The sequence below is a fragment of the Asaia sp. Ae19-3 genome (genome assembly GCF_059801175.1).
Window position 1 is genome coordinate 2,044,167 of the sequence record NZ_JBCHWF010000001.1, and the last position, 15,314, is coordinate 2,059,480.

Here is a 15,314-nt window from a genome sequence, read left to right on the forward strand (position 1 = left end):
AGCCTACTCCTCATTGGTCTGTTGCATATTGTCAACGGAGTGGGGGGTTTTGCGCAACAAATGCGCCGTTCTTGTTGAAAAAATGCAACAGAATTGTTTCGCCCTGCGGGGGCGCCGGGTCTCCCATCTGAAACGCCCGGTTTTCTGCAAGTGCCTTCATGATGCGCAACGGCCCGCCATGGGTCACCACGCGGCAGTTCTCCGCCCTGGACAGGAGATCGCGCCAGAAAGCCGTGACACGCGCGATGAGCGCCTCGACATTTTCTCCTCCGCCCGGTTGGTAACCGAACGGATCAGCGGCCCAGTCATCGAGCGCTTCTCGCGGGATGGCAGACCAGTTCTGACCCTCCCATGCGCCAAAATCCATTTCGAGCAACCGCGCATCGGTCTGAACAGGTGCCCCACCCGCCAGAAAGACGGCGGCGCGCTGACAGCGCTGCGCGGGTGAGGCATAAACCGCCCCCTGCCCGCCCCATCTTGTGACAAAGCGCTCCCAGCCTGGTGCGAGCGGCACGTCCCGCCTCCCGTAGCACTGCCCTTCAGTCCCCAGAACGGGCGGATGACGCGCCAGCAGAACTGAAAAAGATGCCTCTAGTCCCATCGAGACAGCACATGAAAAAACGTGCCTGACACCTGACCGCGCTGCGCGCCCGCCACGCCGAGATCGTTGCCTTCGCCATCCTGTAACCGGGCAAAAGCGGCATCGCTGCCGGGATCGGTCACTCGGGCATAATGAAACTCATGCCCGCGCAGCCTCGTCCCTTCCGGCCCCAGAACAGAAGACTGCAAAAGCTGCGCCTGACGATAACCGAGCGCCATCTTGCGCCTGGAGAAGGATGTCTCGTGAGACAGAAGCCCGAGCATGGCATGAGTCGTGCCTTCACTGTCTTCCAGCCCGGCCCCCAGCACCATGAACCCACCGCACTCTCCATGGATGGGTCGCGTCAGCGCGAAGCGGCGCATGCTCTCATGAAATGAAGTGGCCGCGGCCAGGGCTGCGGCATGCAGTTCGGGATAGCCTCCCGGCAGCCAGCAGCAATCGGCGCTTTCATCCGGCCCCTCATTACGCAGCGGCGAGAACGGGAGGATCTCGGCCCCTGCTTCACGCCATTCTTCCGCCAGATGCGCATAGAGAAAGGAGAAGGCGGCGTCGTCAGCCAGCGCTATGCGCTGCCCCGGCGGATTCACGAGTGAGGCCCCTTTGACGCCGGTTGCAGCGATCGGACGCGACAGGGCGAAAATGGCATCCAGATCGAGTTCAGCTTCCGCCTTGCTGGCAAGGGAGTCGAAAAACCCCGCCAGATCGCCCCGTTCACGGGCCTGAACCAGACCCAGATGGCGCTCTGGCAGCACGATTGATCGATCACGCCTGAACACGCCGCATAAAGGCTCTTTCAGCGCGGCGCGACAGAGTTTTTCGTGACGGTCAGAGGCGATGTTGTTCAGAATGACGCCCGCGACAGTAACTGTCTCGTCCCATTGCGACAGCCCCTGCGCGACGGCCCCCACGCTCTGCCCCTGCCCGCTCGTATCCAGCACGAGCAGAACCGGCATGGCAAAATGCGCGGCAATATCGGAGGCTGCACCGCGCTGCCCATCCGGCAACGCAAGCCCGTCGAACAGCCCCATCGAGGATTCCACGATCACCAGATCGACACCCTCCCCGGCACGGGCAAGACGGGATTCCAGCGCCGGCCCTGACATGGCCCAGCTATCGAGATTGGCGCAGGGCACGCCGGAAGCCTCCTGATGAAAGGCTGGGTCGATATAGTCCGGCCCTGTCTTCAACGCCCGCACCGACAGACCGCGACGCCGGAAGGCGCTCAGAAGCGCCAGCGTCACGCTTGTCTTGCCTGAACCCGAGCGGGGCGCTGCCACCATCAACACACGGCTCATGACGTGTCTCTCCTCTTGCGGGGCCTCATGACTCCAGTACCTGCGCAACGATATTGCGGCGCGACTGCCAGAGGCCGCGATCACGCAACGAGGCGAAACGCCTTTTCATATCCGACAGTGCTTGCGGGTTATGCGCCTCGAAGAATGCCAGCAGATCGTCATTTTCAAGCAGGGCGGCAAAAGCCAGATCGATCTGTCGGTCAAAGCGCGTGGGCAGGGTAGAAGCATAGCCCTCAAGCGCCATAACGCCACGGGCCATTTCTGCCGCGCCGCGATAACCATGGCGCATCATGCCCGCAATCCAGCGCTGGTTAGCGAGCCTGCCTCGGGTGATGCGGGCTACTTCCTGCGACACGTCGCGCAGTTTCGGCGTTTCCGGCTGGCTGGTGTCGCCATGGAGCAGCTTTGGCGTGTTGCCCAGCATCGCGGCGGCGGCAGCAAGGCCTCCCTCATGCGCGGCAGTATCGACACCATCGAGCAGATCGGTTTCTGCATGGTCCTGGATATGCAGCACCATCTCGGCGCGCCCCAGACGCGCGCGCAACCCCTCGGCATCAACCACTGCCTCGCGGTCGCCGCCATAACTCCATTGCGACCCGTCGAGATAAAGCTGACCAAGTTCATCGCGGGTCTGCCAGTTGCCCTCGGCCAGCGCGGCCTCGACCCCGGTACCATAAGCGCCGGGCGCCGCACCAAAAATGCGAGAAGCATCGGGATCACGTGTGAGCGGGTTCCATGCCTCGTCTTCCGCACGGGCCGCAACGGCGCGGGCGGCCTGATCGAAAAGCGCGATCAATCCCGGAAAGGCATCGCGAAACAGGCCTGAAATACGCAGGGTCACATCCACGCGGGGGCGGTCAAGTGTCGTGAGCGGCACGATCTCGAAGCCGGAAATCCGCCCGCTCGTCGCATCCCAGAGCGGCTGCACGCCCATAAGCAGAAAGGCGAGCGCCATATCCTCGCCCCCTGTGCGCAATGTGGCGCTGCCCCAGAGATCGAGCACGAGATGACGCAGATTCTCGCCTTCTTCCTGAAGATGGCGCGTCAGCAGCAGATCGGCGGTCTTGTGCGCCAGAATCAGCGCAGCGCGGCTTGGCAGCAGGCGCGGGTCGATGGTGGTGAGATTACGCCCTGTCGGCAGCACATCCAGACGCCCGCGTGTGGGGGCACCCGCAGGACCGGGCGGCACGAAACGCCCGTCCAGTGCGGCAAGCAGCGCCTGTCGCTCGGCCTGAGGGCAGGCATTGAGGCGGGAGGTGACGATATCAGAGGCTACTTGAGCGGATTCTGCCAGCATCTCGACCAGCGCGCCGTGACGGGGCGGCTGACAGCCGAACACGTGCAACCCGTCACGTATCTGGAGATCCTTCACATCGCAGAGATAGGCGTCGAGACGGGCCAGAGCTTCGGCCTCATCCGTCTCGCCGCCTGCCACGCCGCTTTCTGCCAGTACGCCGAGATCTGCGGCCCGATCGAGGATCTGGCGCCGCAGCAATGCCCCGCGCCGACGATCCAGCCCGTCGGCTTCGGCATATTCGTCGATCAGCCTTTCGAGATCGACCATGGCGCTATCGAGCCCGGCGCGCTGAACGGGTGGCGTCATATGGCCGATCATGACCGCGCCAAGACGTCTTTTGGCCGCAGAAGCCTCGCCTGGATTATTAACGATGAACGGATAGATGACAGGCACATCCCCAAGCAGCACAGGGGGCGCGCAGCTTTCGGACAACGCGACAGATTTGCCCGGCAGCCATTCCAGCGTGCCATGCGTGCCAAGATGGATCATGGCCGAAATTGCGCGTGTTGCGCGCAGCCAGAGATAGAAACCGATATAGGCATGGCAGGGGGGCACATCAGGATCGTGATACTGCGCCTTGCGCTCGCTTGCCCTGCCCCGCCCCGGTTGCAGCGCCACCACCATAGTGCCCAGTTCGACGAACCGGGCCTCGATGGGCTGAACCGGCGCGCCCCAGGCCGCGATGACCTTCTCACGAAACCCCTCGGGCAGAGCCTCGAATAAAAGGCGGTACGCTCCTGCTTCGAGAATACGCTGCATCGGCGCCTGACACAGCGCCTCGGGCAGGGCGGACGCCTCGACAGAGGTAATGGCATAACCAGCGTCCCGCAGCAGTGTCGTGATAGCCTCGACACTTGCAAACCCGTCGAGACCGACCGCATGGGCCGCCTGGCCTTCTGCACCGGGATAATCGGACAGAACGAGCGCGAGACGCCTTTCCGCCGGGCTTTGACGCGCCAGACGAAGCCAGCCCTGCACCTGCTGCACCATGAGCGCAATGCCCGGTGCATGGGCAACGCGTCTTGCAGGCAGGCCGGGCGCTGCCTCGTCGCGAAACGAAATCGGAGTGCCGGTCAGTCGGCCATCGAGTTCAGGCAACACACATTGCATCGCCAGATCCGATTGCGACAGGCCACGACCCGATTTCTGCCAGGCGACCAGGGTCGTGCTCGGCTGCAGGATCTGCACCACCGGCACCTGCGCCGCCTCAAGCACGGATGGGGTGCCGTCATCGCCACGCGCAGCGAAAAAGGTCGCATTGAGAATGATCTCCGGCGGCTCTTCCATCATCCAGCGATCAACAAAAGGCAGGACGCTCGGCGCACGGAGCGAGGCCACATAGATCAGGTCAACGCCAAGACCGGATTCATATAGCGCCTCGGCAAGGGCATCGACCCCGTCGAGATCGGCCGCGAGCAGGTGAGCGCGATAGAATACCAGCAGAACTCGGCTTGTCCGCTCTGTGCCAAGCCGACGATAGACACCGGCGGGCGGCAGGGCCTCGGCAATAGCGCCATCATCCGGCGCCAGCCCGGCAAGGCTGGCCATAAGGGTCAGGGCGCATCGCAGATTGCGGGCGCCCCCCTCACGAAACAGTCCGTCGAGACGCTCCCATTGCGCAATATCGACGTTCGACAGGGCTTTCAGCGCGGGGTTGGGCGTGGCCTCTCCCGTTATGAATGCCAGAGGAATGGACCGTGCACGACAAAGGGCGCGCAGTTCATCCACACCATAGCGCCAGTATTCGGTGCCCCCCAGAAGACGCACCACCACGCAACGCGCCCGGGCAATGGTCTGCTCGAGATAGAGATCGACCGACATCGGGTGGCGCAGGCGAGACAATGTGGCCACGCGCAGGCTGGGGTCCTGCGTGCCATGCACGGCACTCAGCCCGAGCAGATCGCTTTCGGAAAAAGACAGCAGAACGAGATCGGCGGGCTCATGACCGAGATCCTCGGCCATGGCCTGCCCGTCCAGATCATGCGTTTCCCGAAAGAGAAGATGCATGGCTCAGCCAGCGTCGAAGCTGTTTTGCACGGCAATTGGATCGAGCCCATGCAACCCGATCACGACCAGCCTGCCCTCGCCCTGCGCGGCATTGCCCCATGGTTCGAAGGCATGGCGGATGCGACTACCGACTGCCTGCACACCCAGCCGCAGCGATTTCCCGGCGATGGGCGCATAGCCCTTCATCCGCAGCACATCATGCGTCAGCGCCACATGCTCGAGGCGGGCGATGAAACGCTCCACAGTTTCCTGCTCCCTGATGGGCAGAACAAAGCTCGTGAAATCGTCATGCTCGTGTTCGTCAGCGCCATCATGATGGGACGGGCGAGCAGCCAGATCATCTTCGGCAGCAGCAGAAAGGCCGAGCAGCACGGCGGGATCAACCTGACCTTCACGGGCGCGGATAACGCGCACGCGGCGCTTGCGACCAGCGAGAGCCGCCTCCACGCTGGCAAGCGCCGCCTCATCGAGAAGATCGGTCTTGTTCAGCACGACCAGATCGGCGGAATCGAGCTGATCCTCATAGACCTCCTCAAGCGGATTGTCGTGATCGAGTGACTCGTCTTCTTCACGCTGCTTCGCTACGGCCTCAGGGTCATCGGCAAAACGTCCTGCGGCCACCGCCGGACCATCGACAACGGTAATCACACCATCAACCGTCATGCGCGTGCGCACGCTCGGCCAGCCGAACGCCTTGAGCAAAGGCTTGGGCAAGGCAAGGCCCGATGTCTCGATCACGATATGCTCTGGCGGCTGCGGCCGATCGAGCAGCGCCTCCATGGTCGGGATGAAATCATCCGCCACGGTACAGCAAAGGCAGCCATTGGTGAGTTCGACGATATCTTCTTCCGGGCAGTTCGGAATGCTGCATCCACGCAGCGTCTCGCCATCAATGCCCAGCGAGCCGAATTCGTTGACGACGATGGCGATGCGACGACCATTGGACTGCGCGATCAGATGGCGCAGCAGCGTGGTCTTTCCGGCGCCAAGAAAGCCGGTGATGATGGTGACAGGAATCTTGCTCATGAGACGCTTTCCGGAACGGCATGTTGTGGGGCAGGAGCAGCAGGATTCTGGGCAGGAAAACGCCCCAGAATGATATCGCGCAGCGAGTCAGGCCGTCTGGATGGCATGACCGTGCCTGATGCCGAGCGACCATAGGCCTGCGCATAGACAAGCAGGTCTGGCGCCAGTTCAGGACTCAGCTGACCAAGCAGCCATGACCATTTTCCCGGCATGGAGAGAGTCGCGGTGCAGCCCTGCCGGCAGGCAGCGAGACAGCGCACGCTCTCGACTGCGACCAGATCAGGATCTGCCAGTTCGATCAGGGCATCATGCAGGGCCTGCCCGCCTGAGGCGCAGGTCTGGCAGACATGAAAAACGGGTTTGGGCTGCGCGTTCATGACAATCCGGGCTTTTTGCTCATCCCCGCAACAGGGGCCGAAAACAAGGCGCAGTGATGATTGCCGGCGCATGCACCGACCTGTCGCATTCGACAAAATGCAATCCGTCACGATCCGGGCACCCCGCCGGTCCATGAAATCAGCGAACTGACGGCAGGTCTCCTGGCTTGTGATGCCGGTCTCCCGAAATTCCTGCCCCCTTCCCGGAAGAGTTCCAGTGGGATCGTGGCAGGGGTTTGACATCACCTACAGTTGCGGGGGCAGCGCGGGACTGGGGCATCTCTGCCCGGACCCGCTTCCCTTTTCACCCCTTGCGAGGCACCGTCACGCCTGTCCTAGCAGGTTTCGAACACGCCATGCAAAGCGCGAGGCCCTGCCGGTCGATGCATTATTTCCATCTTGAAACATCATGTCTGCCCCCGACATCATGGCGGTCTGGCTCCATGATACGAACGAGGGATGACCCCCATGCCGCATCTTCTCGTTGTCGATGACGATCAGGATATCCTGACGCTGTTGACCAGCTTTCTGCGTAAGCACCAGTACCGCGTCTCGACGGCGGAAGATGGTGAGGCCATGTTCGCCCTGCTTGAGGCCCAGCCGGTCGATCTCGTGATTCTCGATATCATGCTGCGCAATGAAGACGGGTTCAGCCTCTGCCAGCGCCTGCGAACAACATCGCGCCTGCCGGTCATCATGCTTTCGGCAATGGCTGACCATACCGATCGCGTGGTGGGGCTCGAAATCGGCGCTGATGACTATCTGACCAAGCCTTTCGACCAGCGCGAGCTGCTGGCCCGCGTCAAGGCCGTGCTGCGGCGCACCGTCGACCCGGTTGCTCCCAGTTCGCCATCGACGCGACCGGTCCTGTGCTTCGGGGGCTGGCAGCTTGACGTGGCCCGCCGTGAGTTGCGGTCGAGTGAAAACGCACTCGTCATGCTGTCAGGCGGCGAGTTCGACCTGTTGCTTTCCTTTGCCGAGCATCCCCAGCGTGTGCTGACACGCGACCAGTTGATGGACATGGCACGCGGCCCCGATCATGCCGCCTTTGACCGCAGTATCGATGTTCAGGTCAGCCGGTTGCGCCACAAGCTCGAGACCGATCCGAAAAATCCCAGCCTCATTCGCACCGTGCGCAATGGCGGCTACATGTTTGCCACGACGGTCAGACGCGCATGAGCCGAAACCTGTTTCTGGACGACACGATCACGCGTCGTCTGATCGTGACCGTGGCGCTAGCTGCCGGGGTCACCCTGCTGTTGCTTGAACTCTTCTTCCTGTTTGGCGGCCGCTGGACCAAACCGGATATTCAGGAGACCGGACTCCCCGCCCAGGTAGCCACCGTCATCCGCATGACCCAGGCTGCCCCTGCCGCGTCACGACAGGCCCTGACACAAGCTGCGGCGACCGACCAGCTTCGTTTTGGCTGGTATCCCTCCGGCTCGGCCATTGCCACGGCTTTGCTGCATGGACAGTACCGCCCCGCCGAGATCGAACAGGGCTGGGAGTTCCTCAAACCCTATCTGGCGCATCGGCCCGAGAGGCTTGCCGTCTTTCAGGTAGACAATCCGGTCTCGCAACTGCCCGGCCTGCCTTATGACCCCTCGGTTTTTCACGATTCCTATTTTGCGGCGCTGCAATGCGACGACGGAAGCTGGATCCTATGTGTCGCGCTGCAGCGTTTCTGGGGTCTCTATGCCTTTGAACGTCTCTGTCTCGAAGCCGTGCTGCTGTCGCTGTGGATCATCGCTGTTTCCGCCATCGCCTCGCGCCAACTCTCACGCCCGATCGAACATCTGGCCTATGGCGTGCGTAATCTGGGTGCACAGCCCCGCCTGATGCCGCTCAGTGAAGAAGGCCCACGTGAGATCCGGCTGGTGGTGGAAACGATCAACGCAATGCAGGCGCAGATACGCAAATTCGTTACCGACCGCACCACCATGCTCGCAGCCATTTCCCATGATCTGCGAACCCCGCTCACCCGTATCCGGCTGCGCGGTGAATTCATCGACGATACGGACCAGCAGAAGCTGCTGTTTCGCGATGTCGATGAAATGCAGGCCATGATCGACGGCGCGTTGTCCTTCTTTCGTGACGATGCTTCACGCGAGGAAAACACGATGTTCGATCTGTCGAACCTGCTTCAGACAATCGCCTATGACTATACCGATCAGGGTCATGACGTGCGCTTCGTCGGACCAGACAGAACGGGATATAACGGGCCTCCTTATGCGCTGCGTCGTGTGTTTTCCAATCTTGTCGAAAATGCCATCAAATATGCCACCGCGCCGCAGATCGTGCTTTCACCGGCGCCGGATGGCAGCGCGACCATCATCGTGAGGGATAATGGGCCGGGCTTGCCGGAAGCGGCTCTGCAGACTGTCTTCGAACCCTATTTCCGCCTCGATAAATCGCGCAATCGCCAGACGGGGGGCGTTGGGCTCGGTCTAACCTCTGCCCGCACGATCATACGCGCGCTGGGGGGCGATATTGCCATGAATAATCGGGAGCAAGGCGGGCTCGATGTCTGCGTTTCCCTGCCGGGGCCCCGTTAATTCGCCCTTTGTTTCAGCTTTCATATAGTCGGGACATCACCCTGAAAAATCACGCGGGCATCAGAGACTGATCAGACGCAGCCTTCATGCGGGGCTTCGTTTTCCCTCTCACAGGTAAAGCCCGCCATGCCCCCTCAGCTTTCTTGCCGCCTTCCGGCGCAACGCCTTGTGTCCCTGCTCTTCTCCTGCACCGGCGTCCTGCTTCTGGCGGGCTGTGCCGGGCAGAAAACAACCCGGACCGGTTTTATCGCACCGGAAACCTACGGGCAGATGACTCACCCCAAGGGCCATACGGACGATCTTGTCTATATTGCGCCCGGCCTGCATCCGGGGGGCTATCGTTATGCGGTGATTGATCCGGTTCTGTGGCACCCCGTGCGCAATGCTCCGGTGCTCAAGCCCGACATACAGGCTCGTATGACCGGAGCCTTCGAAGCCGAACTACGCAAGACTTTGGGCGAAGATTTCCAGATCCTGCCTGCAGGTCCAGTGGCCATGATGCCCCATGGCACTCTGAGGATCAGCGCGGCCATCACCAATCTGCGCCGCAGCAAATGGTACTATAATGCCCTGCCGATCGTGGCCGGATTTGCTGCCGGTGCAGCGGGTGGCGGCCTGCCACCCATTCCACCGCCAGCCCCCGGCGGAGCAAGCGAGGAACTGATCGCCACCGATGCCGCAACCGGTGCGCCGGTTCTGGCCATCGCGACCTATAATAACGGGATGCCGTGGAACATGGTCGGCCAGTGGCTGCCCTATGCCCATGCACGACGCGCTTTTCATCTGGCGGCCTTGCTGATGAAAGAAGAGGTGCTCAAGACGGGTCTGGCCTCTGCCTCTCCTGCCTATGTCGGAGGAAAAAGCCCCTCATGAGCCCTTTTCGCCTCACTTTGCGCCGCCACTGGCCCCTGCTCGGCCTGTTTGTCGATCGCCATGCGCTGATGGCCATCGAAACCTGCCTTGCGCTGGTTTTCACCCCTCGCCCGCCTGAGGGCGGTGAATGAATGCATAATAATCCGGGGTCTCTCTTCGCAAGGAAAGAGACCCCGTTTCCCGATCAGGCGCTCAGGCTCATTTCCTGATCCCGGGCATCTGCGTCGACCAGATAGGGGCCGCCCTCCACAATCTGGATCGCGAGCATGGAGACCGTGTCTCTTGCCCCAAGATCGAGCTCGAGCAAGGCATTGCCGTTGGTCCAGCGGCAGGGGCAGGCGTCGCTTCCGAGCCAGCCATCCAGCGCCTCGCCGGAGAGATGTCGAGTCAGTTCCACCGTCTCCGTGGCATCGAACAGCGTGATGCTGCCGACCAGAACGCCCAGCAGACGACGATCATCCACATAGGGACCAATCGCGTCACAGGGGCGGCTTGCCCGCGAGCACAGCCGCACGCTTTGCGTACCGGGCGGGATCATGAACGTCACTTGGTCCTTGTTCTCGCGCAGCTTGCGGATGATCTTGCCTTTCTCGGTCATGAGATGGAGATCGGCATCCATCGTCATTTCCGGTGTGGTCAGGCGGCTTTCCGTCCCGAGATGGATGGCACGTGCAAGCAGGTCGTTGAACAGGGGCTCAACCGCATCACGCGCAACAAGCAGCGGAGCGGCGGCGTCCTGCTCCCATGTCTTTGCCTGGCCCGGGAGACGTTTGACAGCACCCGGCTGGGCGAAGGTCCGGGCATTGCCGGTATCGAGATAGCTCTCCGTCAGGGCACCGTCGGCCCAGATGACAGCATGATGCTCGGTTTCGATATGATAGTAATGATAGGTCGTGATGCTGGTATCGCTGAAGATGGTGCGCCCATTGACCAGCATACGCACCGGCACAAAACCGCCACCGAGATACAGGCAATGCTCTGCCGTCACGAGAAGGTCCTTGTGCGGCATGTTTTCAGCCAGAGCATTCCTAAGAATGCGGACAGGATAATCGGCAAGATTGGCTGACAGGCTGTGGCCGACCGTCTTCTCCTTTTCACCCACCCAGGTAACGCGGCGCAGAACAGCCTCCTGTGTCTGCGGATCGAAAGTCGGGATCTCATCACCGATCCTGATATCCTCAACTGCCGTTTCACCCTCTGCCGTACGGATCATCGTGCCAGCAAGGAAGCAGACATCTGCCGCGCCGTAGATCGTAACCGTTGCACCGCTGCCCAGATTGAGGGGCGGCACCAGGGTCGCACCGCTGGAAACGGTGAGGGTCGTGTTCGAGAGATTGACCCCCGAGATCGATCCCCCGCCCAGAACTGTAACGGAGTCATTGCCGTTATAGGTCGTATAGAACGTGTCATTGACGGATTTGCCGCCCGAAGAAATAGTCGTTGCTTCGGAGTTGCCATAATTATTGGACGTGACCCCCCCGGACGCCACGTTCAGATAGCCGTTGTTCAGGGTGGAGTTCTGGAGCACGCCTCCGGCCATGACGTTGACCACAGGCCAGCCACTACGCCCGGCCAAAAGACCATCGACCACAGCCCCCGACATGACATTGAGCGTAGCATTTTCGAGATAGACCGGCCCTGAGATCGAGACACTGCCGCTCTGGTAATAGGTAACGCCACCACTATTGACTGCAGACCATACGCCCCCAGTCAGATAGGCCCCCGTCGCCAGTGAATGCGATGTCACAACGCCTGAGTCGATCGTCACATTACTGGTGGTGAAATTGACCTGCTTGTTGCCTGAGATCACCACACCCATCTGATCGGCCTTGATGCTGGTGAGCAGCGACCCCGTAAGGGCACTCAAGGTCATGCCTGACGTGACCATACTGCCTGTCAGACTTGCACCGGCAGCAGCAGAAATAACCGCGGTGTGGCCATTGGTCGCATAGAAATCGTCATCGATAGACTGGGCGCCCGAGGCATAGGTCGCCTTATCGGCATTGAACGCATTGCCGGAAGTATATCCCCCCGCAGCAACCGTCAGATTCCCCCAATTTACCGTCGAATTGATCAGCTTGCCGCCATTCATGACGGTGATGGTCGGGGTACCGCCGGCAGCACCAGCAAGCAGACCCGAAACTGTTGCCCCTGAGGTGATGACGAGGGTGGATGTCTCACCCATGACGATGGGGCCGCTGACCGTGACCGTACCGCTTTGATAGACTGTCTGGCCGCCGACATTGACGGCGCTCCAGACTTCTCCGCCGAGCGTTACCTGCTTGTAGCGCTGATCGGCTGTGGCCGGATTGGAGGTGATGGTCGTTGCAGAACCGACATTGGCCCCGGGCTGTATCTGGATCGTGCCACCTGAAAGGTTGTGGAATGACCCCAATGTCGCACCGCTCGATACCGTCAGGGTCGTGTTGGAGACATTTACCCCTGTAATACTGCCACCGCTCAGAACCGTTACCGAGTCATTTCCACCATAGTTGGTATAGAAATTATCGTTTACGGAGCTGCCGCCCGCCGAAATCGTTGTCTGTTCCGAGTTGCCGTTATTGCCGGAGGTATAACCACCGGACTGAACGATGAGATAACCATTGTTCAGCGTGGAGTTGATCAGCTTTCCACCGGCCAGCACATTGACCGTCGGAATGCCATTCTGGCCCTGAAGAAGTCCGTCAACGACCGCGCCGGACGTGATATTCAACGTTCCATTATCAAAGAAGACCGGACCGGAAATCGATACGCTGCCGCTCTGATAATACGTAACACCGCGACTATTGACGGCATTCCAGACACCGCCTGTGATCAGTGCACCTGTCGCCACACCATGGCTGGTCACCACCGTGTCACTGATGGTGATGTTGCTGGTCGTGAAATTGACCGCCTTGCCACCCGAATACACGGCAGCAGACGCATCAGCCTTGATGTCTGACAAGCTCGCACCGGAAATCGCGCTCAGCGTCATGCCCGAAGTGAACGTGACGTTGGCCATCTGCGCGCCGGCAAGGGCGGAAACCACGCCGGTCGATCCCCCTGTGGCGTAATAATCATCAGCGACCGAACTACCACCGGCAGCAAGCGTCACACTATCGCCGCTGAATGCATTGCCGCTGGTCACGCCTCCACTACTTACGGTGACACTGCCTTTGTTAATGGTTGAGTGTGCGAGCGTCCCACCACTCATCACAACCACATTGGGGCTTCCTCCCGTGCCTGCGCCGAGAATACCGGAGGCTGTCGCACCAGCTGTAACGATAAGCGTCGTCGCGCCACCCAGAACAATCGGCCCATCAACGACAATGGCCCCGCTCTGGTAGCGCGTGACCCCACTGACATTGACGGCGCTCCATACCTCGCCGTTGAGAGCCACCTGAGTGTAGCGCTGTGCCGCTGTATGAGGATCTGCAGCCATTTCTCGATATCCGCTCCAAAGGACATTGCACCCCCGGAATACAGATCGATCTGATCAAGTATACAACGAGAGTTTGCAAAAGGAAAAATTCGTTAGAACAACACCTTGCTGACACCATTCGTTAACTATTTCAAGAGATATCCATTCCGTTAAAATTTCCCCAAAATACGTCCCATAAATTTAATGGCCATCAAATTTTGTTAATAAATAATAAAAACTATATTTCCGCATTAGATAATTCATATTGTGGGTTTTGCGATATGTTCCTAGAAACAGAAATCACGACAAGGTGTTTGCCAAATACAAGCTGAGAAGGGTTGTTTTTCGTGGAAACACGATTCTCGTGATTCGCGAGCAGGAATTTCCCCGATGAGAAGCATTCGGGTCTGCCCCATTTTTACCAGATGGCGCTCAGCGCTTCATCCACGCCAGTTTTCCCCTCCTGCGACGCTCGACGAGCCTCCCGCTGCAAGCAAGCGGCTCAATTTCAGCCATACGAAACGTTAATCACGTTTCCGACAACGTTTCATTTCGTTATTTATCACACAACAATGAGATGATTATATCATGATGTGTGACGATTCGGGCGAAGCCCTTGCGCCCCTGCGTGACGAGACGTTCTGGAGGAACATTCGACGCCTATCTGCCGATGATGGCTGTCATCCGGCTGTTCTCCCCCGCCGAAGTGTCTGCACAAACCGACACTCGCGGCACAAACCCTCAATCGGCTCCTGCGGCGTCATGACCACGCGGCAGACCGTTACCTGGACATTTCGCGCCATGACCAAAATCCGTACTGGCCTTGTCTGCTTATCTCTGGCCACGACCTGTCTTTTCGGTATCGTAACATCTGCTACGGTATCGGCTGAAGAGAAGCCGGTTGTCGGCATTGCCATGCCCACCAAATCTTCCGCCCGCTGGATTGCCGATGGCAACAACATCGTGAAAACCCTGCAATCGCGCGGCTATCGTACCGATCTGCAATATGCTGATGACGATATTCCCAATCAGGTCTCCCAGGTCGAGAACATGGTCGCCAAAGGCGACAAGGTGCTCGTGATTGCCGCCATCGATGGCACGACCCTCTCAGACACATTGCACAAGGCAGCGCAGCGCGGCGTCAGGGTAGTGGCCTATGACCGTCTCATCCGTAATTCACCCGATGTAAGCAATTACGCCACATTCGATAATTTTCAGGTCGGCGTGCTGCAGGCCAGCTCACTCACCAAGGCTCTTGGCCTGCCAGAGGCGAAGGGGCCATTCAATATCGAGCTTTTTGGCGGATCACCCGATGATAACAACGCCTATTTCTTCTTCAACGGCGCAATGTCGGTGCTCAAACCCTATCTGGACAGCGGTAAGCTCGTCATTCCCTCCGGTCAGAAAACCATGGAGAAAGTCTCTACCCTGCGCTGGGATGGCTCAACTGCTCAGGCGCGTATGGATAATCTGCTGAGCGCCTATTACACCGACCGTCATCTTGACGCCGTTCTGTCGCCTTATGATGGCATTTCAATCGGCATCATCTCGTCGCTCAAAGGGGTAGGCTATGGCAGCGGCGACACGAAGATGGCCTATGTCAGCGGCCAGGACTGCGAAATTCCGTCAGTCAAATCGATCATGGCAGGCGACCAGTATTCCTCGATATTCAAGGATACGCGCAAACTCGCTGCCGTAACCGCTGACATGGTCGATGCCATGCTTGCAGGCAAGACCGTGCCGGTGAACGATACGAAATCCTATAATAACGGCGTCAAGATCGTACCAGCCTATCTGCTCACCCCGGTTGTGGTGACCAAGACCAATATCCGCCCCACCCTGATCGATAGCGGTTACTATACCGCCAGCCAGATCGAGTAGCG

Annotated in this window: 11 protein-coding genes and 1 riboswitch; of the genes, 5 read left to right on the forward strand and 6 right to left on the reverse strand. The window is 59.8% G+C overall.

Annotated features, from left to right (window positions below):
* Positions 1–31: 31 nt before the first annotated feature.
* Genes AAID99_RS08895 through AAID99_RS08915 form a run of 5 tightly spaced genes read right to left on the reverse strand, consistent with a single transcriptional unit; the run spans position 32 to position 6,603 of the window.
* Positions 32–601 (reverse strand): histidine phosphatase family protein, encoded by a 570-nt coding sequence (locus AAID99_RS08895; protein ID WP_498493672.1) that lies wholly within the window; start codon positions 599–601, stop codon positions 32–34.
* Positions 592–1,896 (reverse strand): cobyrinic acid a,c-diamide synthase CobB, encoded by a 1,305-nt coding sequence (locus tag AAID99_RS08900; RefSeq protein WP_498493674.1) that lies wholly within the window; start codon positions 1,894–1,896, stop codon positions 592–594. The genes AAID99_RS08895 and AAID99_RS08900 overlap by 10 nt, the downstream gene beginning before the upstream one ends.
* 25 nt (positions 1,897–1,921) lie before the next feature.
* Positions 1,922–5,200 (reverse strand): cobaltochelatase subunit CobN, encoded by a 3,279-nt coding sequence (cobN, locus tag AAID99_RS08905; RefSeq protein WP_498493675.1) that lies wholly within the window; start codon positions 5,198–5,200, stop codon positions 1,922–1,924.
* 3 nt (positions 5,201–5,203) lie between these two features.
* A complete protein-coding gene (gene cobW, locus AAID99_RS08910; RefSeq protein WP_498493676.1) occupies positions 5,204–6,226 on the reverse strand; it encodes a cobalamin biosynthesis protein CobW in 1,023 nt (340 codons plus the stop codon).
* Positions 6,223–6,603, reverse strand: coding sequence for a DUF1636 family protein (locus AAID99_RS08915; RefSeq protein ID WP_188426204.1), 381 nt, complete (start codon positions 6,601–6,603; stop codon positions 6,223–6,225). Before AAID99_RS08915 ends, cobW begins: the two co-directional genes overlap by 4 nt.
* A gap of 135 nt (positions 6,604–6,738) precedes the next feature.
* Positions 6,739–6,944: riboswitch (cobalamin riboswitch) on the reverse strand.
* Between the two features lie 118 nt (positions 6,945–7,062).
* On the opposite strand from AAID99_RS08915, the gene AAID99_RS08920 reads away from it, so the two are divergent.
* The 4 genes from AAID99_RS08920 to AAID99_RS08935 all read left to right on the forward strand — a co-directional run bounded on the left by AAID99_RS08920 (position 7,063) and on the right by AAID99_RS08935 (position 10,162).
* Positions 7,063–7,782, forward strand: coding sequence for a response regulator (locus AAID99_RS08920; RefSeq protein WP_267312284.1), 720 nt, complete (start codon positions 7,063–7,065; stop codon positions 7,780–7,782).
* A complete protein-coding gene (locus AAID99_RS08925) occupies positions 7,779–9,158 on the forward strand; it encodes an ATP-binding protein (protein WP_188426206.1) in 1,380 nt (459 codons plus the stop codon). The genes AAID99_RS08920 and AAID99_RS08925 overlap by 4 nt, the downstream gene beginning before the upstream one ends.
* 126 nt (positions 9,159–9,284) lie before the next feature.
* On the forward strand, positions 9,285–10,031 hold the full coding sequence (locus AAID99_RS08930; protein WP_188426207.1) for a DUF3313 family protein: 747 nt from the start codon (positions 9,285–9,287) through the stop codon (positions 10,029–10,031).
* Positions 10,028–10,162: a hypothetical protein gene (locus AAID99_RS08935; RefSeq protein WP_264784125.1), complete on the forward strand. Its 135-nt coding sequence runs from the start codon at positions 10,028–10,030 to the stop codon at positions 10,160–10,162. The genes AAID99_RS08930 and AAID99_RS08935 overlap by 4 nt, the downstream gene beginning before the upstream one ends.
* A gap of 53 nt (positions 10,163–10,215) precedes the next feature.
* Here AAID99_RS08935 and AAID99_RS08940 read toward each other — a convergent pair whose 3' ends face one another.
* Positions 10,216–13,452: a Hint domain-containing protein gene (locus tag AAID99_RS08940; RefSeq protein ID WP_498493677.1), complete on the reverse strand. Its 3,237-nt coding sequence runs from the start codon at positions 13,450–13,452 to the stop codon at positions 10,216–10,218.
* Between the two features lie 780 nt (positions 13,453–14,232).
* Between AAID99_RS08940 and chvE the strand changes: the two genes are divergently transcribed.
* Positions 14,233–15,312, forward strand: a complete 1,080-nt coding sequence (gene chvE / locus AAID99_RS08945) for a multiple monosaccharide ABC transporter substrate-binding protein (protein ID WP_498493678.1) — start codon at positions 14,233–14,235, stop codon at positions 15,310–15,312.
* The last annotated feature ends 2 nt before the right edge of the window (positions 15,313–15,314 follow it).